At 56.4% G+C, this 23,128-nt stretch carries 23 protein-coding genes and 1 pseudogene; 11 read left to right on the top strand and 13 right to left on the bottom strand.

Translation table 11 applies throughout. From position 1 onward, the window contains the following. Positions 1–71: 71 nt before the first annotated feature. The 5 genes from HNQ36_RS25665 to HNQ36_RS25645 all read right to left on the bottom strand — a co-directional run bounded on the left by HNQ36_RS25665 (position 72) and on the right by HNQ36_RS25645 (position 4,022). Entirely contained in the window at positions 72–758 is a 687-nt protein-coding gene (locus HNQ36_RS25665) for a helix-turn-helix domain-containing protein (protein ID WP_184090708.1), read from the bottom strand. Between the two features lie 95 nt (positions 759–853). Next, positions 854–1,255: a response regulator gene (locus HNQ36_RS25660; RefSeq protein WP_184090705.1), complete on the bottom strand. Its 402-nt coding sequence runs from the start codon at positions 1,253–1,255 to the stop codon at positions 854–856. A 76-nt stretch (positions 1,256–1,331) separates the two neighbouring features. After that, the gene (gene fixJ, locus HNQ36_RS25655) at positions 1,332–1,946 is read right to left on the bottom strand and encodes a response regulator FixJ (RefSeq protein ID WP_184090762.1); all 615 of its coding nucleotides are present in this window, start codon (positions 1,944–1,946) and stop codon (positions 1,332–1,334) included. Then, positions 1,946–3,475, bottom strand: coding sequence for a sensor protein FixL (gene fixL, locus HNQ36_RS25650; RefSeq protein WP_430641416.1), 1,530 nt, complete (start codon positions 3,473–3,475; stop codon positions 1,946–1,948). The genes fixJ and fixL overlap by 1 nt, the downstream gene beginning before the upstream one ends. Positions 3,476–3,638: 163 nt before the next feature. After that, a complete protein-coding gene (locus HNQ36_RS25645) occupies positions 3,639–4,022 on the bottom strand; it encodes a hypothetical protein (RefSeq protein WP_184090699.1) in 384 nt (127 codons plus the stop codon). 454 nt (positions 4,023–4,476) lie between these two features. Between HNQ36_RS25645 and HNQ36_RS25640 the strand changes: the two genes are divergently transcribed. Beyond that, positions 4,477–4,902, top strand: a complete 426-nt coding sequence (locus HNQ36_RS25640) for a CBS domain-containing protein (protein ID WP_184090759.1) — start codon at positions 4,477–4,479, stop codon at positions 4,900–4,902. Positions 4,903–4,912: 10 nt separating this feature from the next. On the opposite strand, the gene HNQ36_RS25635 is transcribed toward HNQ36_RS25640, so the two are convergent. Beyond that, complete coding sequence (locus HNQ36_RS25635) at positions 4,913–5,323, bottom strand: hypothetical protein (RefSeq protein WP_184090696.1); 411 nt, start codon at positions 5,321–5,323, stop codon at positions 4,913–4,915. 62 nt (positions 5,324–5,385) lie between these two features. Further along, positions 5,386–5,700: a c-type cytochrome gene (locus HNQ36_RS25630; RefSeq protein WP_184090693.1), complete on the bottom strand. Its 315-nt coding sequence runs from the start codon at positions 5,698–5,700 to the stop codon at positions 5,386–5,388. A gap of 157 nt (positions 5,701–5,857) precedes the next feature. Between HNQ36_RS25630 and HNQ36_RS25625 the strand changes: the two genes are divergently transcribed. Then, positions 5,858–6,574, top strand: a complete 717-nt coding sequence (locus HNQ36_RS25625) for a Crp/Fnr family transcriptional regulator (RefSeq protein ID WP_184090690.1) — start codon at positions 5,858–5,860, stop codon at positions 6,572–6,574. Between the two features lie 700 nt (positions 6,575–7,274). On the opposite strand, the gene HNQ36_RS25620 is transcribed toward HNQ36_RS25625, so the two are convergent. Beyond that, a complete protein-coding gene (locus HNQ36_RS25620; RefSeq protein ID WP_184090687.1) occupies positions 7,275–8,126 on the bottom strand; it encodes a LysR family transcriptional regulator in 852 nt (283 codons plus the stop codon). A gap of 483 nt (positions 8,127–8,609) precedes the next feature. Between HNQ36_RS25620 and HNQ36_RS25615 the strand changes: the two genes are divergently transcribed. The 3 genes from HNQ36_RS25615 (at position 8,610) to HNQ36_RS25605 (ending at position 13,451) form a co-directional block, all read left to right on the top strand. Next, positions 8,610–9,278 (top strand): protoglobin domain-containing protein, encoded by a 669-nt coding sequence (locus HNQ36_RS25615; protein ID WP_184090684.1) that lies wholly within the window; start codon positions 8,610–8,612, stop codon positions 9,276–9,278. A gap of 130 nt (positions 9,279–9,408) precedes the next feature. Further along, positions 9,409–11,082 carry a methyl-accepting chemotaxis protein gene (locus HNQ36_RS25610; RefSeq protein WP_184090744.1) on the top strand — a complete coding sequence of 558 codons (1,674 nt, stop codon included), beginning with the start codon at positions 9,409–9,411 and terminating at the stop codon, positions 11,080–11,082. 266 nt (positions 11,083–11,348) lie between these two features. Then, positions 11,349–13,451: a HAMP domain-containing methyl-accepting chemotaxis protein gene (locus HNQ36_RS25605; RefSeq protein WP_184090681.1), complete on the top strand. Its 2,103-nt coding sequence runs from the start codon at positions 11,349–11,351 to the stop codon at positions 13,449–13,451. Positions 13,452–13,609: 158 nt separating this feature from the next. On the opposite strand, the gene HNQ36_RS25600 is transcribed toward HNQ36_RS25605, so the two are convergent. From HNQ36_RS25600 to HNQ36_RS25585, 4 genes are all read right to left on the bottom strand, one after another. Then, positions 13,610–14,842 carry a GGDEF domain-containing protein gene (locus HNQ36_RS25600; RefSeq protein WP_210312221.1) on the bottom strand — a complete coding sequence of 411 codons (1,233 nt, stop codon included), beginning with the start codon at positions 14,840–14,842 and terminating at the stop codon, positions 13,610–13,612. A gap of 201 nt (positions 14,843–15,043) precedes the next feature. Continuing rightward, positions 15,044–15,409 carry a DUF5368 family protein gene (locus tag HNQ36_RS25595; protein ID WP_184090675.1) on the bottom strand — a complete coding sequence of 122 codons (366 nt, stop codon included), beginning with the start codon at positions 15,407–15,409 and terminating at the stop codon, positions 15,044–15,046. A 13-nt stretch (positions 15,410–15,422) separates the two neighbouring features. Continuing rightward, complete coding sequence (locus HNQ36_RS25590) at positions 15,423–16,694, bottom strand: NAD(P)/FAD-dependent oxidoreductase (protein ID WP_246395551.1); 1,272 nt, start codon at positions 16,692–16,694, stop codon at positions 15,423–15,425. A 309-nt stretch (positions 16,695–17,003) separates the two neighbouring features. Beyond that, the gene (locus HNQ36_RS25585; RefSeq protein ID WP_184090668.1) at positions 17,004–17,207 is read right to left on the bottom strand and encodes a YgaP family membrane protein; all 204 of its coding nucleotides are present in this window, start codon (positions 17,205–17,207) and stop codon (positions 17,004–17,006) included. 130 nt (positions 17,208–17,337) lie between these two features. On the opposite strand from HNQ36_RS25585, the gene HNQ36_RS25580 reads away from it, so the two are divergent. The 4 genes from HNQ36_RS25580 (at position 17,338) to HNQ36_RS25565 (ending at position 22,328) form a co-directional block, all read left to right on the top strand. Then, positions 17,338–17,649 (top strand): ArsR/SmtB family transcription factor, encoded by a 312-nt coding sequence (locus HNQ36_RS25580; protein ID WP_184090741.1) that lies wholly within the window; start codon positions 17,338–17,340, stop codon positions 17,647–17,649. Between the two features lie 103 nt (positions 17,650–17,752). Beyond that, entirely contained in the window at positions 17,753–18,742 is a 990-nt protein-coding gene (locus HNQ36_RS25575) for an efflux RND transporter periplasmic adaptor subunit (protein ID WP_184090738.1), read from the top strand. After that, positions 18,739–21,957, top strand: coding sequence for an efflux RND transporter permease subunit (locus tag HNQ36_RS25570; RefSeq protein WP_184090666.1), 3,219 nt, complete (start codon positions 18,739–18,741; stop codon positions 21,955–21,957). Before HNQ36_RS25575 ends, HNQ36_RS25570 begins: the two co-directional genes overlap by 4 nt. Before the next feature lie 11 nt (positions 21,958–21,968). Further along, positions 21,969–22,328, top strand: coding sequence for a carboxymuconolactone decarboxylase family protein (locus tag HNQ36_RS25565; RefSeq protein WP_184090663.1), 360 nt, complete (start codon positions 21,969–21,971; stop codon positions 22,326–22,328). A gap of 21 nt (positions 22,329–22,349) precedes the next feature. On the opposite strand, the gene HNQ36_RS25560 is transcribed toward HNQ36_RS25565, so the two are convergent. Beyond that, positions 22,350–22,610 carry a hypothetical protein gene (locus HNQ36_RS25560; RefSeq protein WP_184090660.1) on the bottom strand — a complete coding sequence of 87 codons (261 nt, stop codon included), beginning with the start codon at positions 22,608–22,610 and terminating at the stop codon, positions 22,350–22,352. Positions 22,611–22,629: 19 nt separating this feature from the next. Here HNQ36_RS25560 and HNQ36_RS26360 point away from each other — a divergent pair, with 19 nt between their 5' ends. Together HNQ36_RS26360 and HNQ36_RS26355 are read left to right on the top strand one after the other, a co-directional pair. Continuing rightward, positions 22,630–22,764: a hypothetical protein gene (locus HNQ36_RS26360; protein WP_430641415.1), complete on the top strand. Its 135-nt coding sequence runs from the start codon at positions 22,630–22,632 to the stop codon at positions 22,762–22,764. Positions 22,765–22,987: 223 nt separating this feature from the next. Next, positions 22,988–23,128 (top strand): annotated as a pseudogene (locus HNQ36_RS26355) (acyl-CoA dehydrogenase); the annotation flags it as partial.

The following is a 23,128-nucleotide window of genomic DNA, read 5'->3' as shown; positions in this document are numbered from 1 at the left end:
ATCTTGCGTCTGACCGTAACGCGCACCTTTTTCATTGCAGCAAGCTTGCGATCCGCGTCCACAAATCTGAGTTACGTATCGATGTTGTGCAGCTTGCGGCGATTGCGCAGGATGATCTGACGCGCGCCGGAAAAATCGAGCACGCCTTCGTTGTGAAGCTGTGACAGCGTACGAGACACCGTCTCAAGCGTCAGGCCAAGATAATCGGCAATGTCCCTCCGGCGCATGGGGAGAGCCATTGTGCCGGTGACCGCGAGGCGATGGTCCATCTCAAGAAGAAATGTCGCGACGCGCTCGAGGGCAGTCTTTCTACCGAGCAGCAGCATATGATCCTCGGCGTGCCGCAGATCACTTGCCGTCATGGTCCAGAGATTGCGGGCGACGTGAACGTCGGTGGCCGCTGCCTGTTCAAGCCCGCGGCGTTTGACGAGGCGCACCGTCGTATCGACAATGGCCTCTGCGGTCAGGCGATGGACGCTGCCGGATACCAGCCCGAAAACATCGCCTGGCAGATGAAAGGCGCCGATTTGACGCCGGCCATCCGAGAGCAGTTTGTAGGTGCGAACTGCTCCGCAGACTACCTGATAAACGTAATCCGCCGGCTCATCCTCTCCGTAGATTTCCTCGTCCCGTCCGTAGTAGAATTCGGTCGCAACAAGGTTGGCGTGACCGGCGATAATGCCAAACTGGTCCGCGGCCGGCACCGCGCGGATGACGGCTTGGCTACTGACGATTGCATCGGTGGATTGAATGAGCATGGCCATCTCCTTGGGCGGTAGATGGCTGTTTCTACAGTGGGCGATGCACCGCTGGATATTTCGCTCGATACCTTAAGGGCTGCAACCTAAGTAGTTTACCGGAGGGCGCCGGCATGGCTGTTTCGCTGGACAGCGGCACGAATCTGGGAGGCCAGGCTCTCTTCTGCATCCGGGTTGAGGAGAACCAGATCAATTCCGGCAACTGTTGCCTTTACCTCGATATTTTCGTCGGAGTACCCCGTGATCAGAATAATCGGAGCAATCACGTTCCGGCCGCGCAGGCTGCTTGCGACAGCTATGCCAGTCATGTTGGGCATCTTGAAATCGAGAACGAAGCAATCGAAGTGCTCGGTGGCTGTTGAGTCCAGCATCGCAGCGCCGCTTCTAAAGGTCTGGACATCGAATCCCTCCGCTTCAAGAAGGAATCGAAGCGAACTGAGGACGTCGAGATCATCATCGACCACGCAAATCCTGGATTTTGTAACAGGTGAGGCCATCGTGAGGGGCCCTGTAAAGTACGAGTGACGCATGCTCAAAACATAGCAGTGCGCCGAAATGCCGTCTTGACCTGCCTCAATCCTTCAGGATGCCGCCCCGCATCGCGAGCCGGACCAGCTCCGAGATGCTGCTCGCCTGCATCTTCGTCATGACGTTTGCCCGATAGACCTCGATAGTCCGGGGACTGATATTGTAATCGCGGGCGATCAGCTTATTGGAGAGCCCCGCGACAAGGCCATCCAGCACCTGCCTCTCACGCGGACTGAGCGAGGCAATTCGTAGTGAGATATCCGCGCTAATCGACTCGTTCTTGGTGCTATCAGTCTGGCTCAGGGCGGCGCTGATCATGAGGACGAGCCGCTCGTCATCGAATGGCTTTTCAAGAAAATCGATCGCGCCGAGTTTCATTGCTTCTACAGCGAGGGGAATATCGCCATGTCCCGTCATCATGACGGTGGGCAGCGCCTTCGGCTCCTTCTTGAGCCGGCGCAGCAGGTCGATCCCGTCCATGCCGGGCATCCGCACGTCGGAGATAACACAGCCGAACGCTAGGTCGGGCAACGTTTCGAGAAATGTCAGCGCGCTATCGTAAAGCCTCACATTGAAGCCCGCCGAGCCGAGCAAAAAATCGAGAGAATCCCGCATCGCAGGATCGTCGTCGATGACATACACATTTCCCTTTTGCGGCATCATTCCAGACTCTCGCTCGATTTGGCCGGCAGCGTGAAGCGGAATGTCGCGCCGCCCGAGGGGTTGCTTTCAACGGACATACGGCCGCCATGCGCCTCCACGATTGACCGACTGATCGAAAGTCCCACACCCATTCCCGTCTCCTTGGTCGTAAAGAACGTCTGAAACAGCTTTGCCCGCACGTCGTCGCTGAATCCGTGTCCCGTATCGGATACCTCGACTTCGATCATGTCTTCGGGAGCCCTGGTATTCGTCACCACCAGTTCGCGCCGATCAGCGTCGACCATGGCTTCAAGCGCATTCCAAAACAGATTGACCAGAACCTGCTGGATTTGGACTCGATCAACAAATACCAGATCGCAGTCGGGGTTCAGATTGAAGCGCAACAAGATACCCTGTTCCCTGGCGCCCGTTAGGCCAAGCGCGCCGGCTTCTTCAATCAGCTTCGAAAGGCTTTCGACGCGCCTTTCGGATTCTCCGCGCTTCACGAAATCGCGAAGACGCCGTATAATCTGTCCCGCACGAAGAGCTTGTTCCGCTGCGCGATCCATGGCTGTGGCGATTTTGACAGCATTCGGGTCTTCACTCGAGGTCAACAGGCGGCGTGAGCCCTTCATGTAATTGCTGATGGCTGCCAGCGGCTGGTTCAGTTCGTGTGCGAGTGCAGATGCCATCTCTCCCATCGCGCTCAAGCGCGAAACGTGAGCGATCTCGGATTGAAGTTCCTGAAGCCGCGCCTGGGTTTGCTGATGTTCGGTCAGATCGCGGACGAATCCTGTAAAGTACGGTTGTCCACCGGATTCCATTTCGCCAACGGAGAGATGCATCGGAAATGTTGTTCCGTCCTTGCGCTGACCGGTCACGATCCGACCGATACCGATGATATGCCGCTCGCCCGTTGACTGGTAGCGGGCAAGGTATCCGTCATGACGCCGCCTGTCGGGGTTGGGCATCAGCACACTGACGTTCTGGCCGATAGCCTCCTGTTCGGTATAGCCAAACTGCCTTTCGGCGGCGCTGCTGAAGAACTGCATGATGCCGCGGCCGTCAATAACGATCATCGCATCGGGAATCGTCTCTAGGATGGATCGAAGGTGACCTTCTCGCGTCCTCAATGCTTCTTCAGTTTGCTTCTGATCGTCAATTTCGAGAATGATCCCGGTCAGATGAAGAGGTGTGCCGTCATTGCCTTTGACAACGCTGGCCCGGGTCCGCACCCAATGACTACGTTCGTGCGTTCCGCGTACCCGATACTGAATATCCAGGTTGCAGCCGGTCTCGACAGATTGCATCACGGCGAGTTCGGTGCGCTCGCGATCCTGAGGTTCAAGTAGCGAGAGAAAAAATTCGTAACTCACAGGCTGATCGTTTGAAACGCCGAGTAGGCTTCGTGCCGCAGCGGACCAGATCAATTTGCGGGTTGAAATGTCGAGATCCCAAGTGCCGATACCGGCCCCGTCGATACCATGCCACAAATGTTCATCACGAAAGGGCCCGTCGGGCGTTGCCTCATCGGTTCTGGTCAAGATCCATCGCCTCTAGGTCCCGGGCCGGGTCTCATGCCTTAACAAGAGGAAAATCGCCGCACCCGTCAAGCCGAGTATTGGCCCAGTTAGAGACATTGCTCAAGTCCGAACCGAGGTTTAGCCGTCAAATTCAGCGGAGGCCTAGAGAGCGGTTTGCGGGTTAGGGCTATTCCTGAGGGTGCTCTCCGTGAAACGCCGCAAGCACAAGGCCGGATGAGACGTCGAAAACCTCATGGCCGTGCGCGATGAGATGCTCGTAGTCCTCCTGCAGCTGATCTAGCTGACGGTGACCGCAGTCCCGGACCGCGGTCGCGATGTCTTTGACAGAATGAGCCCCCGCAATTCTCGAAATACAGTCCTGGGTGATGTTCACCCCCGAGCGGGCATAATCCAGCGCGTCTTGGCTGACCCGGAGGATTTCGTACAGAGCCAGTCTCTGTGCACCGAGAGAAAACCGCGTTCCCCGACCGGCAATCTCGGTTAACTGCGAGGAAACATCATTCTGCTGTTGCGCGGTATTTGCATTCACTTGACTGTCAATATTCGGCATAACTGTTCTCCCACGTTAGCGCTTAAATATCCGATGAGCGCCGATGGTCGTTGAGTGACATCAATCATTCTGGCATTGGCGCGGGGCTATTTTTGCCAGCGCAGTCGCCGGAAAGAGGTTCACTTGCCTTCAAGCTGAATTTCCAGATGTGTCGACGAGTAGTTCAGCATCTCTGGCGGCCGCGACCTTAGGCAGACCGCCAGTCTCAAACATGCATGCGGTGGCTCCCTGGGCGAAGAAACGTTAACTCGCGTCATGGTTGTCGACGTTGATCTCGACCCATCGGATCTGGGAGTTCTGGTCGCCGAATCCACCTAGTTTGTCCTTCGGGTCTCTCCGATTGCTTGCGATTGATCCGGATCAAGCCCCTTTCCCGAATTCGCGGTCAAAGTATCTGATGGCAGCGCAAGCCGCCTTTGATCACTCTGTCGCCGCAAATTTAGGGATACTCTCATTGTCCACATTTCTTGAGGAAACAGCTGCTGATTGCATGACGCGCTCAGTGAAAACGGTGACGCGTGACCTGACCATGCCAGCGTTAATGCTGCTGTTCGAACGTGATGATTTTAATGCTTATCCAGTTGTCGAGGGTGCCCACGTTGTGGGGTTAGTTACCAAGTTGGATTTCCTGAGGTGCTTTGCCTTTACGCCAGCGCAAATGGTGCCACGTTACGACGACCTCATGAGAACGGTCGTTGCTGATGTCATGACGCCAACGTTCATATATGCAGGCGCAGAAACAAAGCTCACGCGAATTCTGCAGCTTATGGTCGAGCATCGCGTCAGAAGCATCCCCGTGATCGATGCCGAGAAACTTATCGGCATCGTTTCACGGGAGGACGTCATGAAATCGTTAAAGCGATGCAGCGGCGAGGTATAGACTGTCAGCTCTAAAGCGGAACAACCGATACGACGCGATAGGTATGAGTGCCGCCCTCTTCCGTGATGGAGACGTACTCTCCCGGCTCAAATTTTTCCTCTGCGAAATGGTATCCCGTCTCATCGTCGTGTTCGCCGGAAATGTCGTAGTGGAATGCCCAGTGTCCGCCGGTGCGGTGAATGAGGTGGCCAAGATCATCGGGCTTTCCGGGCCGAAACCGCGCGACCCGGGAGGCTTCGCGATGTTGCCGCCACATCTTCGGATCGAGCAAGCCTTCGGAATCCAGAGGCCCGATGAAGACGTAAGCTATTCCCGAATCGCCAAGGGGATGCTCGGCCTCCCGCGCCAGTTCGAGCCTGATCTGACGAAAGCTCGATGGTAGGCTTGAATTCAAAATTCGCCGGGGCTTTGCTTGGCTCATAGCGCGGGGTTCTCCATCTGCTGTCCCTGTAGTTTCGTTTGCGGGGCAAGGCGGTCGGATCTCTATTCGAGGCTCTTCATGAACGCGAGAAGGTCGTTGATCTGGTCTGGATCGAGTTGAAAGGCGGGCATAGTGGGGTGACCGGTATAGATTCCCTCCGCAAAGGCCTCTGCGAGCATCTCGACTTTGTAGCGCAGATGGAGGTCGCGGAACGGGGGAGCAATCTTCAGTGGGCTCGGATTGAACCGGTCTATGGCGTGACAGCGCGCACAGTTTGTCTTCGCGAAAACGAAACCGCGCCGCTCGCCGGGTGATGCCGCTTCACCCGGTGTCGCCAGGATGATTGCGATCGCCATGCAGCCGTAAAGATATCGCATCGTCGATGTTTCGGTGTGAGGCGCGCGTTTGCGGGTCGATCTTGCGGGAATCGTCCCATCTCGCATTGATTTGCATCAACCCATCATCGTCAAAGTCGCTATGGTATCGTGAAAACGATCACTTTGTGATCCGGCAAATCGCGAAGGCAAGTTCGAGATGTCTCATAGTGGATCAGGTGGTCTGGACAGTAAAATCGCAGGCTGCCTTCTGTGTGTCATACGATCGCTCAGCGTCTGCGGTGCGCTGGATGAAGGAGAGCTTCGGGAGTTGGCAAGGCTGTCGCAACGCGTGCGCTTTGGTTCCAAGATGCCGTTGTTCGCGGAGGGAGACCATTCCGATGCGGTTTACAATGTGTCGGAAGGAACGGTGCGCCTTTCCAAGTTGCTACCTGACGGCAGGCGGCAAATCGTCGGATTCTCGCTCCCGGGCGATTTCATTGGAGTTGCGCCGGGTGGTTTTTACGGCATCTCAGCGGATACGATCGAACCGGCGATGGTATGCCGGTTCATGAAAGACCATTTTGCCCGCTTTGTAGAGAGCAAACCGCATATGTTGCAGCGGATGAACGATTTTGCGCAGCAGGAGCTCATACTGGCTCAGGACCACATGGTCTCGCTTGGACGGCGATCTGCCGAAAAAAGAGTCGCGGTATTTCTTATAGGCTGGAGGAACCGGTTGCGGGTGATCGGCCGCGCGGCCAAGACGGTCTACCTGCCCATGAGCCGGCAGGATATCGCGGACTATCTTGGTCTGACCGTTGAGACAGTCAGCCGGGCACTGACAAAGCTGGAGCGCGACGGTGTCATCGTCATCGTTCCCGGAGGGGTTCGTCTGATGGATGCGAGACGGGCCGAAGCGCTGGCCGCAGCCTGATCCCTCACTGTCTCACGTTCGATTGCTCCGACTAATCCAATTCAGCCGGGCTGACGCGATTTGATCCGCATCAAGGACCGCGTTTGTCTGGTAGTGCACACTGTTCCCAGACAAAGGGAGACTGATTATGCCCGTCAATGCGATGATTGTGTCCGCGATTATCGTGGTCATGTTTGTAATGTTTGGTGCTGTCCTTATGTGGGCGGACTTTCAGACCAGGCCTCATCGCTTGAAGAGCGATAGCCCAAAGCCCCGGCGAAGGGCGTTCTGAGCGGCCAGCAACGAAAGCTTGCTGCGATTCTACGCGATTCGGTAATCCGCGAAAGAATCTGGCTCAGATGCAGAAGGAAACGATGGAGCGATGAACGGGACGTTCCGAAGTGTTCCGATGATTGGTCATGTCGTCTCGTGGTCCAACAGACTCTCGCTTCGATTTGGCCAGTCAGATGAACTGCGGAAGCTGGATCCTGAAGGGATCGACAGGATTGCTAGAGACTTCGTAACATCCGTCTCTGCGTTTTCAGCGCGAAAGTGGCGTCGGTGTGCAGGAGCTTCTGAAGCAGCGCTTGCTTAAATACTTCAGTTCGAAGGTCTCCTGCAAACAAGCATTCCAAGAAGTTAGGCGGCTTCAAATAGCACGGCAACATAAGTCGATTGCAGTGACCGGTACTCTCGTTACAATTGGGCAAGCACCACAGAGTCAGGGTAATATTGTCAAGATGTCGTCTGCGAGCCGCTCGATGACGGGTAAAGTTTGCCGCAGGTGTATCCCCCAGTACGCATGCGGGATCGGTGGCAAGTCGTTTCTTTGAAATAGGTCGCTCGCAGCATTCGATCGTAGAAGCGCCATGCATCCCAACCCTCGGCGTACAGCAGCAATTGCCCCATCGATATGCGCCGCCTGGAATGTGACGCGGTACCTTATGTTAGCGTCTTCAAGACTCGACAGCATTAGGTTTCGCACGATGCTTCCGTCAGGATGAGCTACGATCAAGACCGGATTTCCGAGGGTGTGCTCTTCATCCGGCCTGCTCACCCAGACCACGTCCTCTTGGTAAGTCCGAACAGTGGTTGGGGGAGGGGTAGCGGTGACCGCGGGGCAAATGTCGAGATCACCATGTTTCAGCTCATTCAGCAGCGAGGTCGATGATCCGCGCCGCAGTTGAAATTCGAGTTCCGGGTGACTTTTCTGAACCTCAGCAAGCAATGGCACCAAGAGCCAGCAGCGCAATTCATGAGGAACGCCGATTCTAATTGTTGTACGATCGGGCGTGGCACTTCTTGATTGCTGTATCTGCTCGATCAAACGATCGTGGCTGTTCACAATGTCCTTTGCCGTTTCAACAACGATTGCACCTTCGGTGCTCAATCGAACCCCCGGTACGCTTGTATCAAAGAGCTTCACGCCGAGTTGGTCTTGCAGCCGGCGGAGATGGCCGCTCACCGCGGGCGGGGACAGGTGCAGATGAGCGGCCGCTCGCTTATGGCTGCGCAGTTCGCTGACCGCGAGGAAAGTGCGAAATAGCTCCACCCCGATGTTTTCAGCTTGCATGCGATCCTCCGGCATCAATGCGAGCATCCGTTAACCTATGGTTAACCATCTGAAATCACAATCTTAGTTCACGATTCGCGAACCAGAATAACGAAATGCAAATGTCCATTTAGGTATGAGACGACAAATGGCGAGTGTTGGGTCTGGTGACTATTTTGCGGCTGGCTCTCCCATCCCTAGACGATTCCATGGCTCGTTGTCTGCGTGCGGTCAGCCCATTCCTGTCATTCTCGGACAGCATCCTGAAATTGTTCGCAGATTTCACAAGATTAGATCCCATTTTCTAAACCTAGGCCAGGCACGGCAACCAAACGGAAGGAAGATCAGACATCGGAACCTGACCGCAAGGTCTGTGCTGCCGGCGCTTCGATCAAGACAGTTCCCGGAGCTGAAAGAGCTAATCACCCGCTTCATCGGAAGACCTCGTTTCACCGCAACTCTTGGCCGGGAACTCGGGAGGCACGTCATTAACCAAGCAAGAATTTGCCCCGAACCGCCTGGGAAACCACACGGGCGCGCCAGTGGAGTTGTCGAGCCAATTACAACGATGAATCCGCAGATTATCGAGGTTGGGAATTCGATCCTATCGAGCGATTGCTTTTGCGTCGTTGCTCAAATGCAGAGTGCAGAGGTTCAATTGCCTTCGACTTAACGCGCCGATTAACAGCCAATCCTATTTCAATTGTTGGGGCAATTATGGAAAAACTGATCACCATTCTCGACATTGACCCGGAAGCCATGCGCAACGCCGAGGCGATCTGGTCGCTCGTCGAACATCGTGCCGTCGACGTTATCGGAGATTTCTACGCCAGTGTGCGGAAATCAGACGTTGATCTGGTGTTAAGCGATCAAACGATTGAATGCCTGACGATAGAACAGAGAATGCACTGGAACTCGCTTTTTAGGAGCCGGTTTGACCAGAAGTATTTCAACAGCGCATCACTCATCGGCATCAAGCACCGTGAAATAGGCCTTGATGCAAAATGGTACATCGCCGGATACACGAAAATCAAAATTGACTTCTCGCAGGTGGTGCTCAACGCGCCCTTGTCGTTGCCGGTCAAGGCGGGTTTTGTTTCGACGCTCGACAAGTACGTCGCGCTTGATATGGCCTTGGCGGTTTCATCCTACACGTCCTGGCTAGTTGACTAAAGCGTGGTCTCACAAAGCATGAGCCGCATTTCAGTAATGCATTGCGAGACAACGATTGCATTGTGCCTCGTTTGATTGGCCACCGCAGATCCTTCCCCAAACCAAATTAGAAAAAAGAGGATGTTATCAGATGTTTCAGCGGTCCCCCAGCAAGGGCGAGTTTGCACGATCGATTGCAGCGGATTTCGTGACTGCCAACGTGATGGTCGTGGATGCAAACCTGACGATCATTTATATGAACAAGGCTGTCATAGAGCTTCTGAAGGGGGCGGAGTCCGACATTCGTAAAGATCTGCCCCGCTTCAGCACTGCCACCCTGATCGGAAGCAACATCGACGTGTTTCATAAAGATCCGAACCATCAGCGCCGGATCTTGGAGAACCTCAATACGACGCACAGGGCAACAATCCAGATTGGAGGCCGGAACTTCGATCTCGTTGCAACACCGCTTAAGGACAAGGCCGACCACTGCGCGGGCATTGTGATCGAGTGGGCCGATGCAACACTCCGGCTACAAAATCTGGAGTTTGCAGCCCAGGCAGCAGCGATCGGCAGGGCGCAAGCGGTGGGCGAGTTCCGAATGGACGGCACCGTCCTGACGGCCAATGAGAATTTCCTGAACGCATTCGGCTATTCGCTGGCGGAGATTCAGGGCAAGCACCACAGCATGTTCGTCGAACCGACGGTACGTGACAGCGTGGAGTATGGGGAATTCTGGACCCGTCTTCATCGGGGCGAATGCCAGGCGGCGGAGTACAAGCGCATCGGGAAGGGCGGCAAGGACATCTGGATACTTGCCTCCTACAATCCTGTCCTCGACCAGAATGGGAAGTCGTTCAAGGTCGTGAAGCTGGCAACCGACATCACCGAGCAGAAGTTGCACAATGTCGATCTGGCAGGTCAGGTCGCGGCAATCGATAAATCGCAGGCGGTGATTGAATTCAACATGGATGGCACTGTCCTGACGGCGAACGACAATTTCCTTCGTGCCCTCGGCTATTCGCTTCGCGAAATTGAGGGACGGCATCACAGCATGTTCGTTGATCCTTCCGAACGCGCCGGCGACGCATATCGCGAGTTCTGGACTGGTCTCAACCGGGGCGACTATCAGGCGGCGGAATACAAGCGCATGGACAAGGGTGGCAAGGATGTCTGGATTCAGGCGTCCTATAATCCCATCATCGACCTGAACGGCAAGCCCTTCAAGGTGGTCAAATATGCGACGGATACGACGGCGCAAGTGATCGCGCGGATGAAGAGCGAGCGAGTCCGTTCCATGATGGAGTCGGTCGCCGCAGGGGCCGAGGAGCTAAATGCCTCGGTGTCCGAGATTTCGGAGGCAATGGTCAAGTCGAAGGAAACTGCATCCCTGGCGGTAGTTCGCGTCGACGCCGCTGACGAGAAGGCACAGCGTCTCAGCATGGCGGCTCAGTCGATGGGCGGTATTGTCGAAATGATCGGAGATATCACCGGGCAGATCAACCTGCTGGCTCTCAACGCCACCATCGAGTCGGCCCGCGCGGGCGAAGCGGGCAGAGGTTTTGCGGTCGTCGCATCCGAAGTCAAGAAGCTTGCCAGTCAGGTCAAGGACGCCGCCGACAAGATCTCGGAAGAGATCGCGGCACTGAACGCCATTTCGGGAGATGTCGTCGGTGCGCTCAATGTGATCAAGCAAGCGATTCAGAATGTCAGCGAGTATGTGACATCAACCGCGGCAGCGGTCGAGGAGCAGAGCACGGTGACGAGCGAGATGTCGTTGAGCATGCAGCGCGCGGCTGCTGAGGCCACCAGTATTGGACGGTAGGTAATCGCGTGGAACAGAGGCGGCGTAGGAACGGGTTCCAATCGAAAGCGGAAGCTTCTCGATATGATTGCTTGCGGGCACGGCGATCCGGATTTCTGTACGTGTCGCGGGTTTGAAGAGTCTCTTTGGCGAGACTCTCATCAGCACACAGATGACTCGTCGTCACACAGATAACACGTTTTTGTAAGCCGGGCGTAAGAACGACAACAATCCAACTAATCGCCGGACCTGTTTACTGCGGGGCCAGCCATGGGGAAGAAAATCAGATGGAAATACTTCGCTTGAATATCCGGGGCCGACTGATCCTTGGCTTCAGTATCCTGTGCATGCTGCTTGCTGCCGTGGTCGGTACGACCATCATGAAAGTCGTGTCGGTGAGCAACGCCACTGACCGAACCGTAAATCTTCGTGTTCCAACGGCGATGACCGCAAGCGACGTCGTATCGAGTGTGTATGCCTCTCTCGCATCGCTGCGAGGCTGGTTGCTCACTGGAAATCAGGCTTTCAAAGCGGAACGCGCGGCCCTCTGGAAGGACATTGATGCCCGTGGCTCCGAGATGGATCGCCTGTCGACTCACTGGACCGTTGAAGAGAACAAACAGGAGTGGAAGCAGGCGAAGCCGTTGCTCGATGAACTGCGGAAAGCGCAGGACAAGGCCGAGGCCATCGCACATACGCTCGAGGAGCAACCGGCAGCAAAGGTCCTGGCGACGGAGGCTGCGCCTCTCGCTTCTCTCATGCTGCAGAAAGCGACTACGATCATCAACGAAGAAGGCAAAATCGCATCAACGGATCAGCGCAAAAGCTTGCTGATCGACTTTGCTGATCTGCGCGGCAGCATGGCAATGGCGATCGGGACGATTCGTGCTTATTTGCTGACCGCAGATGTGAATTTCAAGAAGGAATTTGAGGAACTCTGGGCACTCAACCAGAAGAAGTTCGATGCGGTCGAGAAACGTCGAACCGAGATGACACCCGATCAGCAAATCTCATTTGATTCATTGGTCGAAGCTCGTGCCAAATTTGCACCATTACCCCAGAAGATGTTTGAAATTCGAGCCTCGGATCGCTGGAACATGGCGCAATGGTTTCTGACCAACGAAGCAGCGCCCCGGGCCAACAAACTTCTGGATATCTTTGCAGGGGCTAGAAACGCCGATGGCGCGCGTGCCGGTGGGATGGTTGCCCGACAGCAGGACAATCTGAGAACGGATGGCGCCGCCGTTCTTAGCGAAACCAGTTTCTTGATGATACTGCTTTGGGTGCTCTTGGGCGCGGGCATCGGTGTCGCCGTCACGGTCGTCTATCTGACCAACCGTTCCATCGTGCCGCCCATACTCAGAATGGTGGCGGCAATGGGCAAGCTTGCCGGCGGCGATCACACTGTCGAGATACCTGAAACCGACAAGAAGGATGAGATCGGTCTCATGGCCAGGGCAGTATTGATCTTCAAGGAAAACATGATCAAGGCCAAGGAACTTGCTGCAAAGGAGGCGGCGGCAATCAGCGAGCGCGTGGCTCGCGCGACGCGGGTGAACGATCTGACCCAACAATTCGACTCGGATATCTCGATGGTGTTGAAGTCCGTCGCCTCAGCTTCAACGGAACTGCAGACAACCGCCGCGTCGATGACTGCGACCGCCGAAGAAACTAGCAACCAAGCGAATGCGGTTGCGGCGGCGACGGAGGAAGCATCCTCGAACGTGCAAACAGTTGCTGCCGCATCGGAGGAGTTAGCCAGCTCCGTTGCCGAGATCAGCCGCCAGGTGGCGCAATCAGCCGCAATAGCTCAGAAAGCGGTCGCTGAAGCAGGACGTACAAACAAAACGGTTCAAGGCCTCTCAAACGAAGCTGCTAACATCGGCGATGTAGTCAAACTGATCAACGAAATTGCCGGCCAGACCAATCTTCTGGCACTCAACGCGACGATTGAGGCGGCACGCGCCGGCGATGCTGGCAGGGGATTTGCCGTAGTGGCGTCCGAGGTCAAGAGTCTCGCTGAGCAAACCGCGAAAGCAACCGATCAAATCAGCGCCCAAATTTCTTCTATCCAGACTTCTTCCAGCGAAGCAGTAAGAGCGATTGAGGGTATCAGTACCACCATCAACGAGATGAATGAGGTAGCGTCCGCGATTGCCAGCGCCGTCGAAGAACAAGGGTCGGCCACCCAGGAGATCGCTCGTAATGTTCAACAAGCGGCAGTTGGTACTGGCGAAATCGCGCTGAATATCTCCGGGGTAACGCAGGCCGCAGGCGACACCGGGGCAGCCGCTCACCAGGTTCTCGCGGCGTCGGGGGAACTGTCGATGCAATCCGAAACGATGCGCCGGCAGGTTGAGACGTTCTTGCTGAACATCAAGGCTGCGTGACAGCTGGATAGCGTTAGCTTCTCCAAATTTATGCAGTTCTGAATAGGATATACAAAAGATGGTAAGCGCATCGCCTCTCTTATGATCTATGAGATCGATGCGCTTACCATCTCCTTCGCCACTTCCCAGAGGTTCTTTTACAGAAATGGCTGATCCGTTCAGGCGGCCAGTTCTAGTCGGGTGTCGCACCGAACGGACTCGCGGACAGCGAGATTTGCGGATTGATTTCCATCTAGGTGGAGAAAGCGTGCCGTCTCGCCGCTGCCATCGACATAGTAGTTACGGCCTGCGGTCTTTGCCGCGTACATTCGCTTGTCAGCTAATGCGAGGAGCTTCGTTGGACAGGATGTCCTGTCGTTGACGCGTTCCGCGATGCCGATGCTTGCAGTGACCGGTACGCCGTCTGGGCGAAGTCCAAGACCGACACTTGCGATCCGCTCGACAGCTGCTCGAGCTCCGGGAGTATCGGTTCGCGGCAAAAGGACGACGAATTCCTCGCCACCCCATCGCACCAGCGTATCATGGCGACGCAGAGTTTGGCGAATCGACCAGGCAGCCTGCTGCAAGACGGCATCACCGGCCTCGTGTCCATAATGATCGTTAATGGACTTAAAGTTGTCCAGGTCGATAAACAGGACTGCCATTGAATGTTGTTTTCGCGTTGCCAACGCAAATTGCAGGTTGATCCGCTGCTCGCCGACACTTCGGGTCAACGCGCTTGTCATCCGGTCTTGTATAGACTGCTCGGTGAGAACCATTAGAAAACGGAGTTGGCTCATGCCAGCGATAGAGGAAATTCCTGCGATAAGAAACAATCGCAGAAGTGTTGCAGATGCGGAGACATGACCAAACGAATCCGGCGTTGAAACAATCGACACTGTCGCAACTACAAATATAGGAACGCTTAGCAAAGCACTCTCAATCACAGTTAATGGGAATACGCTCAAGCTGACGGCGATCAGAAATGGTGCATACAAATAAGCGGTCGACACAAATATCGACTGGTCGAAATACGGAAAATACTGAAATGTGAAGTGCGCAGCCAGGAGGAAAACAGCTGGAATCGAGATCAGAGCTCCGACCGAAACATAGGCCGAGCCAGGTCTTCCTACCTTGAATCGATGCGACGCAAGCATCCAGAATGCCGCTGCGGCGGACATGCGCTCGATTGCAAGGATGCCCCAGAGCGGCCAGCTCATAGTAAATGCATCAATCACAATCCAGGCGAGTGTGACGACTGAAAGTGCACCGGCTGACCACTGCACACGCGACACAATCAAGTTATGACGTTCGCGCGAGACTTCGACAGAATGTTGCTTTGAACTTAGAATACTGAGGAAATTGGTCTCAGTAGCTGTGGTTAATTCTTTATACGTCACCTTGGCCCCCATCTCACACAAGCGCCTTCTTGTTGATCACGATCAGCCTAGGATCAGTTAATGAAATTCATTCAAATTTTAGGCAGTCCCCGCTTAGAGCGATTAACTGCGCGACCAATGCCTGAACGGTGAAATGGTGCAAGTTTGTCAATACGTATCGTCATGAGAATTCCTTTTCAACTTTTTCTATCCACACGTCGTCAGGCGCATCTTTCAAGTACTGGCACCCCGCACAGCGCAGCGCCGGGACGCGATGGAAAACACCGTAGAGGCGACAGCAGCACCGGGGATCATCGCGAGCAGAATGACGGCCAGATAGTCGACAGCGCCGTTCAGGGAGCCTGACTGTGCCAAAGTCCACCTCGGGACAACAAAGCTGAACGCCAGTGTCGCCCCCACTCCCATGAAAAGAGCAGCCATAATGGGGCGTTTCGGAGACCGTTTGGCGTTACGCAATTTCAGTATGCCAGTAACGATACCGGCAAGGAGCAGAAGCGCAACGAACAATGCCAGCCAAGTCCACACGCCCATAGTCTCGTACGATATCGCAAACAACGTGATAGGATTAAAATCGTTCATCGGTCATTCCTCCTCAGGCCAGGCCACGTAACATAGCGCGATAGGCGCCCTTGAGACCCTTCTCCTCGATCAACCAGGAGATCCAGAGTTCCTCCAGCGGTGCGATGAAGGGAAACGACGGGGTGAGTTTGCCGTCATAGTCGAACTCGATCAGCATCGCCTTGCCATAGGCCGTGACCAGCGGACATGAGGTGTAGCCGTTGTAGGTGGCGGTTGGTTCGCGGCCTGCCGTCTCGGCGACAAGGTTGTCGACCACGACTGGAACCTGCCACTTGACGCTGGCCGCTGTCTTTCCGCGCGGTACGCCGGCAATGTCGCCAACCGCAAAGACATTCGGGTAGCGCGGATGACGCAGTGTCGCCTTATCGGCTTCGAGCCAACCATCGGCTGCGAATGCGCCGTCTTGCCAGGGTAGCGGACTGTTCTTTACTGCGTCCGGCGCGCGCATCGGCGGCACGACATGAATGAAGTCATACTCCATCGTCACAAGGCCGGGGCCGGTGGCGTATGTCGCTCGCTTCGAACCGGGATCGATCGCTGTTAGGATATGATTGAAGTTCATCGTCACATCGCGGGCAGCGAACATTTCCTTGACCCGATCGTTGACCGGAACAACCGCGAACACTGCAGGACTATGCGCATTGTAGATGAGTTTGACCGCATCGCGTCGGCCCTTACGTCGTGCCCGATCATCTGTAATGAACGTGACCTTGAGCGGCGCTCCGGCACATTTCATCTCGGTCTGGGGGCGGCCGAACAGGCCAACGCCGCCCTTGTCGATAAAAGTGTCGATCTCGCGGAATGATTTCGCCGCCGCTTCGGGGCCGGCATAGATCGAGGTGATGCCATTCTTTCCGATCAGCGATGTGTCCATACCTTCGATGCGTTTATAGTCGAGCATTAGTCCCGTCGCGACGAACAGAAAATCGTAACTCACTCGCTGCCGACCGGTAGTGGTGACTGCATTGGCGTCCGGATTGAATTCCGCCACGTTCTGCTCGATCCAATCGATTCCAGACGGCATGAAGTCAGCGTTGCGGAAGGTGACGTCAGCCGGTGACCAGAGGCCGGCCCCCACGAGCGTGAAGCCGGGTTGGAAATGATGATCTTTCTTGGCGTCGATGATAACGATCGTCGCTCGTGGCATCTGCTGCTTCAGCCGTGACGCCAGCGAAAGCCCCGCAGCTCCCGCTCCCGCGATGACAATCTTCGCTTGCGACGAAGATGTCGTGGCTTGCGCCTCTTGGGTCAGCGCTGCGGTCGCCGTCATCGCCGCGCTACCCATAATAAATTTCCGTCTGTTCAAGGCTCTCACTCCCGCTTTGTTATTAAACCTCCTATGGTGCCGGTCCGAGTTGAGCCCGCACCCAGTCAATGATCTGTCATGAGATCGCCGCTCCTGAAACATGGCCAGGCTCGCACCCGTCGCAGAACAGGGTCATGATTGGCATGCCGCGAGTATTTCGGTCGTCGCGGCGACGGGCCGTCGAAGAGGGACGGGCGGCTTTCTAAAGGTGATATGTCATGGAGCGTTCCCTTGCATTTTTGAGAAGTCGACCGACTGCGTTTGACTTGCAGATCGATCCTTAGCGACTCACGAAAATGCGCAGCCGCTGCGCATGCCGAGTTTCTTGAAGACAAGCGCGACAGGGCAGAAGCCCGTGATCGACGCCTGGATCATGTTCAGTCCGGCGAACGCCGTCAGCAGAAACCAGTAAGGGTTGAATAGCCAGCCGAGCGCGAGGCCGGAAAGAACCACTGATCCCGCAAAAGCGAGTACTGCCTTGTCAATATTCATGTGCGTCCTCCAGAAGATTGAAAGCCGGAATATGGTTGCGCCAACTGAGCATTGGTTTGGCCGGTCATCTATATTGACATGATATTCATAGATTCGTATATACGCAAGTATGAAAATTGATATCGCCCTTATGACATCTGCCGCCGATCAGGCAAGTGAATTGCTGAAGGCGCTTTCCAGCCGTCATCGATTGCTGATCATTTGCCAGTTAGTCGATGGCGAGCGCTCGGTCGGTGATCTTGCAGAATTCCTGAGTCTCCGCGATTCCACGGTGTCGCAGCACCTCGCTCTTCTCCGTAAGGATGGCTTGGTGTTGGCACGGCGTGAGGCCCAGACGATCTACTATTCGATTGCAAGTGATCCCGCGCGCGAAGTTCTCAAGACGCTTTATCGGATTTATTGCGCGTCTCCGAAAGCTAGGAAGGCAAAGAGCAAATTATGAGGACGAACGCGACGACGCCTTGAGGTAGGTCAATGTTCTTGCGACGGTCATAAATGAGATGGCGACCGGGGCGAGGAATTTCCATGAAATTGTGGGCAAGCTGATGCGTGAATTGATTGGGCTGAGCCTTGTCGCAGCTGTGACATTAAGCGCGGCGTCAGCCGGCGCTGAGATCTTCACCGTCGCCTCACGGTCGATTGCTGACGAGAAAGCGGTGTTCGCCACAGTTGAGAGCGTGAGCGTTGTTCCCACGCGGGGGCGGATCGGCGGCACGGTCGTTCAGCTCAATGTCAGGGAAGGCGATAGCGTCACGCGCGGACAATCTATCGCGACGATCGGGGACGAAAAGCTGGCATTGCAGATGAAGTCCCTCGATGCCCAGATCGAAGCACTGCAGGCCCAGTCCAACCAGACGCAGATCGATTTCACGCGTACCGAGGGGCTAGTGGAACGAGGCATCTTGCCCCGCATTAAGCTCGACGAAGCTCGCACCGCGCTTAACGTCGCAGAAAATGGATTACGTGCCCGAGTCGCGGAACGCGCCGTCGTTCAGCAGCAGTTCAGCGAGGGACAAATCCTGGCTCCCGCCGACGGGCGGGTCTTGAAGCGGATGGTGACGGTCGGATCGGTTGTTCTGCCAGGCGATCCGGTCGCGATGATCGCCCAGCAAGACTTCAAGCTGCGCCTGCGGGTTCCGGAGCGCCACGCTCGCTTTCTCAAGGTTGGCGACAAGGTGCGTATCGACGGAGCGGAGACCGGCGAGAAGTCGCCGCGCTTCGGTGCGATCGATCTCGTCTTCCCGCAAATCGAGGACGGCCGGGTCGTTGCAGATGCCAAGGTCGACAATCTAGGGGAATATTTCGTCGGAGACCGCCTCAGGGTCTGGATTGCCGGCGGCGAGCGGGCCGCGTTCGTGATCCCATCGAGCTATGTCACCACTCGTTTTGGAATTGATTACGTCCAGATCCAACAGGCCGACCGGGCCGTCAGCGTGCCGGTGCAGCGCGGGCGCGATATGCCAACTTCCGATCTTCCCAATGGCCTCGAAATTTTGTCCGGCATTCGCGCCGGCGATCAATTGGTGCAACCGTGAATCTCGGCCTTTCTGGTCGGCTCACCCAGGCGACCATCAGTTCGCCGCTGACGCCACTGTTTCTGCTCGCGTCACTTGTCGTCGGGCTAATCGCTTTGGCCACCATTCCACGGGAGGAGGAGCCCCAGATCAGCGTTCCGATGGTCGACATCCGCGTCAACACCGATGGACTGCGCGGGCCTGATGCGGTTGAGTTGGTCACCAAGCCGCTCGAAGCCATCATCAAGGGCATCGATGGGGTGGAACACGTCTACAGCCAGACCGAAGACGATCGCGTGATGGTCACCGCGCGCTTTTTGGTCGGCACCAAATCCGAGGACGCGATCCTCCGCGTTCATGAGAAGATCCGCGCCAATCTGGGCAGGATCCCGGTCGGCATTCCCGAGCCATCGATTGTCGGACGCGGCATTAATGACGTCGCCGCGACCGTTCTCACGCTTTCGCCGACGCCGAAGGCAGCCGCACGCTGGACGGATAAGGACCTTTACGAACTTGCCGATAAGCTGCGCGCCGAACTGATGAAGGTCGACAGTATCGGGCTTACCTACATCTCCGGCGGCGGTGCTCAGCAGATCAGAGTAGAGCCCGATCCGGAGAAGCTTTCGCTGTTTGGTGTGACGTTGCAGCAGTTGGTCGCCAAGGTGAAGGACGCCAATCGTTCGTTCCTTGCAGGACAGGTCCGCGAAGCTGGGATCGTCCGCAACGTCTCGGCTGGCCAGACGCTGTCAGGCATTCCCGATATCGGGCTGCTGTTGATTTCGACGCGCGACGGGCGGCCTGTGTATGTCAAGGACGTGGCGACGGTGGTGATTGGGCCTAGCGCGATCGAGCGCCGTGTGTGGAACGATGTGCGTGACGGCAAGGGCAATTGGGACCGAGTTCCTGCGGTCAGCCTTGCGCTTGCCAAGAGAGCGGGCGCCAACGCGGTGGCCGTTTCCGATGATATTGCGCATCGGCTGGAAGGGCTGAAATCACGTCTGATCCCTGACGATGTACAGATCATCGTTACCCGTGACTACGGTCAGACTGCAAACGAGAAAGCGAATGAACTCCTGTTTCATCTCGGTCTTGCCACGGTGTCGATCGTTGCCTTGATCGCAATTGCGATCGGCTGGCGCGAAGCGCTGGTCACGCTGGTGGTGATTCCGACGACGATCCTGCTGACGTTGTTTGCGGCTAACCTGATGGGCTACACCATCAATCGGGTCAGTCTGTTTGCGTTGATCTTTTCGATCGGTATCCTGGTCGACGACGCCATCGTCGTGGTCGAGAACATCGCCCGTCATTGGGCGATGAAGGATGGGCGGCCGCGCCTGCAGGCGACGATCGAGGCTGTCGCCGAGGTTGGAAATCCGACGATCGTTGCGACTCTGACGGTGGTTGCCGCGCTGATGCCGATGCTGTTCGTGTCCGGGCTGATGGGCCCCTATATGGCGCCGATACCGGCCAATGCCTCGGCGGCGATGCTGTTCTCGTTCTTTGTCGCAATGGTGGTGGCGCCCTGGCTGATGCTACGGCTGGCGCCGAAGGAAGGTGTCGTAGCTCCGGCCCACGGCGGGCACGACGAAGGCGTGCTGGGGCGTGTCTACCGCCGTATCGCCGCCGGCGTCGTTGCCAGCAAACGCTCGGCCTGGATATTCCTGATCGGCGTCGGCGTCGCGACGCTGTTGTCGATGATGCTGTTTGCGACCAAATCCGTCACTGTCAAACTGCTGCCGTTCGACAACAAGTCCGAGATCGCGGTGGTGGTCGATCTGCCCGAGGGCGCCAGCTTGGAGGACACCGAACGCGCTCTGTTTGCGACGGCCGATATCGCGCGGGGATTGCGCGAGATCACGTCGGTGCAGATCTATGCCGGCACGCCGGCGCCGTTCAATTTCAATGGCCTGGTGCGGCACTACTATTTGCGCGAGAGGCCCGAACTGGGCGAGCTGCAGGTCAATCTCGCGGCGCGCGCCGATCGCAAGCGGGCGAGTCATGATATAGCGCTCGATCTGCGGCAGCGCCTCAAGGCGGTGAACGTGCCGACGGGGACCAGTATTAAGGTCGTCGAGGTGCCGCCCGGACCGCCCGTGCTTGCGACGTTGCTGGCGGAAATCTATGGGCCCGATGCGGCGACGCGCCGGGCCGTCACCGCCGAGTTGAAGAAGGTGTTCGCTAAGGTGCCATTCATCGTCGATATCGACGACTCCATCGGGGAGAAGCGGCCGCGGCTGCGGCTGTCGATCGATCAGGATCGGCTCGAATTCTTCGGCGTCGAGCAGCGCGATGTCTACGATACCATCCAGATGCTGTTTGGCGGCGTATCGATCGGCTATTCCCACCGCGGCGAAGACCGCAATCCGATTGAGATCGCGGTAAGGCTGCCGAAGCGCGATCTGGCCTGGAGCGAGACGCTGGCCTCGACGCCGGTGCCGGCGAACACGCTTCCCGGCAGCAAAACCGTTGTCGAACTGGGCCAGGTCGTCAAGGCCACGGCAGAGGAGGGGTCGCCGACGATCTTTCGGCGCGACGGCCGGTTCGCCGATATGGTGATGGGCGAACTCGCCGGCCGTTTCGAGGCGCCGCTGTACGGCATGCTGGACGTCGCTGAGCACGTCGACGCGCATGATTGGGGCGCGCTGCCGAAGCCTGTCATCAGCCTGCATGGACAGCCCAGCGACGAATCCCGGCCGACGCTGCTTTGGGACGGCGAATGGGAGATCACCTATGTGACCTTCCGCGACATGGGCGCGGCGTTCGGCGCGGCGATCCTCGGGATCTATGTCCTGGTCGTAGCGCAGTTTCGAAGCTTCCGGCTGCCGCTGGTGATCTTGACGCCGATCCCGTTGACGCTGATCGGAATTCTGATAGGCCATTGGCTGTTGGGCGCGCCGTTTACCGCAACCTCGATGATCGGCTTCATCGCGTTGGCCGGCATCATCGTTCGCAATTCAATTTTGCTGGTCGATTTCATCCGTCACAGCGGCGGAGAAGGCAAGCGCCTGCGCGATGTGGTGCTGGAAGCCGGTGCCGTGCGTTTTAAGCCGATCCTACTTACCGCGCTCGCGGCCATGATCGGCGCCGCGACCATTCTTCTCGATCCGATCTTTCAAGGGCTGGCGATTTCGCTGCTGTTCGGTCTAGCGTCGTCGACGCTCCTGACGGTCCTCGTCATTCCGGCAATTTACATCGCGCTACGTGAACCTTCACCGCAGCCATCATCCAGCAAGTAAGGAAGTCTCGAATGGAAAAGAACTATTCCGAACTCACCAAGCGCATTTCCGCCGACTTGAGGAAATTGCGCAAGGGTATACCCGATACCATGCAGGCGTTTTCGACGCTCGCACAGGCCGCCACGTGCGATGGCGCATTGGACAAAAAGACGAAGGAATTGATCGCGCTTGCGATCGGCGTGGCGGCCCGTTGCGATGGCTGCATCGGTTTCCATACCGAGGCCCTGGTCAGACTAGGCGCCACCCGCCAGGAAGTGGAAGAGACTCTCGGCATGGCCGTCTATATGGGAGGTGGTCCGTCGCTGATGTACGCCGCCGATGCCATCTCCGCCTATGAACAGTTCGAGAAGGAGCTGACCGTTGCAGCCTGATGAAACAGTAAACTGAGCGCATCACAATTCGGCAAAGCTGAAGTGAACAAGATTTCGAGCGTCCAGGTTATCGCAAACGAAAGACGACTGATCCTTTTTGTTGAAACAATCAGATCGGGAGAGGCAACTGTCACTTCGATCGTCAAAGCTGCGTCGCCGGCACGGCGCCGCGATCGACTCTTCACCGCGCAATCCATCCAGCACGATGCGGATCGCTACGACCAGAAACCTTCCCTTCTCAATCGGCCCAATTTCTGCCTCATAGGCGCTGACGACGGACACGCCGGAGCAGGTCGCCGAAGTGTTCCGCTACTACTACGAACTTAGCGTCAGCCATTTCCTCATTCTCGACTTCAGTCCTCTGATCGGTGCCATCGAATATCGCCGGGAATTTGATTCCAGTGATACGCCGCCTGATCACGGAGCTTCAGAATAGCAGAGGCGTTGCAGCGGAATGAAATTCCAACTGCTAGGCGCTGTGACTATCGTCGCCGCCACTCATCCGGCCGTTGCTCCATTCAGTAGAATCGGTTCGCGATTAGCTTCACGCCACTTTGGCGTAACAAAGTCACACAGCTTTGACCTACATCAACGACAAGAAATCCATTCCTTCATCAATGAAACTATAGGATTCCGCAGCAAGCGAGAAATGGACCTTAATGGATTTCGATCACAGCGAGAAAGTTGAACGCTTGCGGGTGCAACTTGGCGATTTCATGCGCTTCCATATCGAGCCAGCGAATCGGGAATGGCACCATGAGGTTGCCTCAGGACGTTATCCGGTGCCTCTCATCGAGCGG

It is taken from the genome of Afipia massiliensis, from assembly GCF_014203115.1.
Classification (GTDB): domain Bacteria; phylum Pseudomonadota; class Alphaproteobacteria; order Rhizobiales; family Xanthobacteraceae; genus Afipia; species Afipia massiliensis.
Note: the sequence above shows the minus strand (reverse complement) of the source record. Positions and strands in the feature narration are given on the sequence as shown.

Excerpts from the sequence above, each read along its gene's own strand:
- HNQ36_RS25665 (WP_184090708.1), bottom strand. The coding sequence starts at position 758 with ATGCTCATTCAATCCACCGATGCAATCGTCAGTAGCCAAGCCGTCATC.
- HNQ36_RS25585 (WP_184090668.1), bottom strand. The coding sequence starts at position 17,207 with ATGAATATTGACAAGGCAGTACTCGCTTTTGCGGGATCAGTGGTTCTT.
- HNQ36_RS25600 (WP_210312221.1), bottom strand. The coding sequence starts at position 14,842 with ATGGGGGCCAAGGTGACGTATAAAGAATTAACCACAGCTACTGAGACC.
- HNQ36_RS25565 (WP_184090663.1), top strand. The coding sequence starts at position 21,969 with ATGGAAAAGAACTATTCCGAACTCACCAAGCGCATTTCCGCCGACTTG.
- HNQ36_RS25590 (WP_246395551.1), bottom strand. The coding sequence starts at position 16,694 with ATGGGTAGCGCGGCGATGACGGCGACCGCAGCGCTGACCCAAGAGGCG.
- HNQ36_RS25645 (WP_184090699.1), bottom strand. The coding sequence starts at position 4,022 with ATGCCGAATATTGACAGTCAAGTGAATGCAAATACCGCGCAACAGCAG.
- HNQ36_RS25605 (WP_184090681.1), top strand. The coding sequence starts at position 11,349 with ATGGAAATACTTCGCTTGAATATCCGGGGCCGACTGATCCTTGGCTTC.
- HNQ36_RS25630 (WP_184090693.1), bottom strand. The coding sequence starts at position 5,700 with ATGCGATATCTTTACGGCTGCATGGCGATCGCAATCATCCTGGCGACA.
- fixJ (WP_184090762.1), bottom strand. The coding sequence starts at position 1,946 with ATGCCGCAAAAGGGAAATGTGTATGTCATCGACGACGATCCTGCGATG.
- HNQ36_RS25660 (WP_184090705.1), bottom strand. The coding sequence starts at position 1,255 with ATGGCCTCACCTGTTACAAAATCCAGGATTTGCGTGGTCGATGATGAT.
- HNQ36_RS25635 (WP_184090696.1), bottom strand. The coding sequence starts at position 5,323 with ATGAGCCAAGCAAAGCCCCGGCGAATTTTGAATTCAAGCCTACCATCG.
- HNQ36_RS25580 (WP_184090741.1), top strand. The coding sequence starts at position 17,338 with ATGACATCTGCCGCCGATCAGGCAAGTGAATTGCTGAAGGCGCTTTCC.
- HNQ36_RS25625 (WP_184090690.1), top strand. The coding sequence starts at position 5,858 with ATGTCTCATAGTGGATCAGGTGGTCTGGACAGTAAAATCGCAGGCTGC.
- HNQ36_RS25575 (WP_184090738.1), top strand. The coding sequence starts at position 17,753 with ATGCGTGAATTGATTGGGCTGAGCCTTGTCGCAGCTGTGACATTAAGC.
- HNQ36_RS25595 (WP_184090675.1), bottom strand. The coding sequence starts at position 15,409 with ATGAACGATTTTAATCCTATCACGTTGTTTGCGATATCGTACGAGACT.
- HNQ36_RS25620 (WP_184090687.1), bottom strand. The coding sequence starts at position 8,126 with ATGCAAGCTGAAAACATCGGGGTGGAGCTATTTCGCACTTTCCTCGCG.
- HNQ36_RS25610 (WP_184090744.1), top strand. The coding sequence starts at position 9,409 with ATGTTTCAGCGGTCCCCCAGCAAGGGCGAGTTTGCACGATCGATTGCA.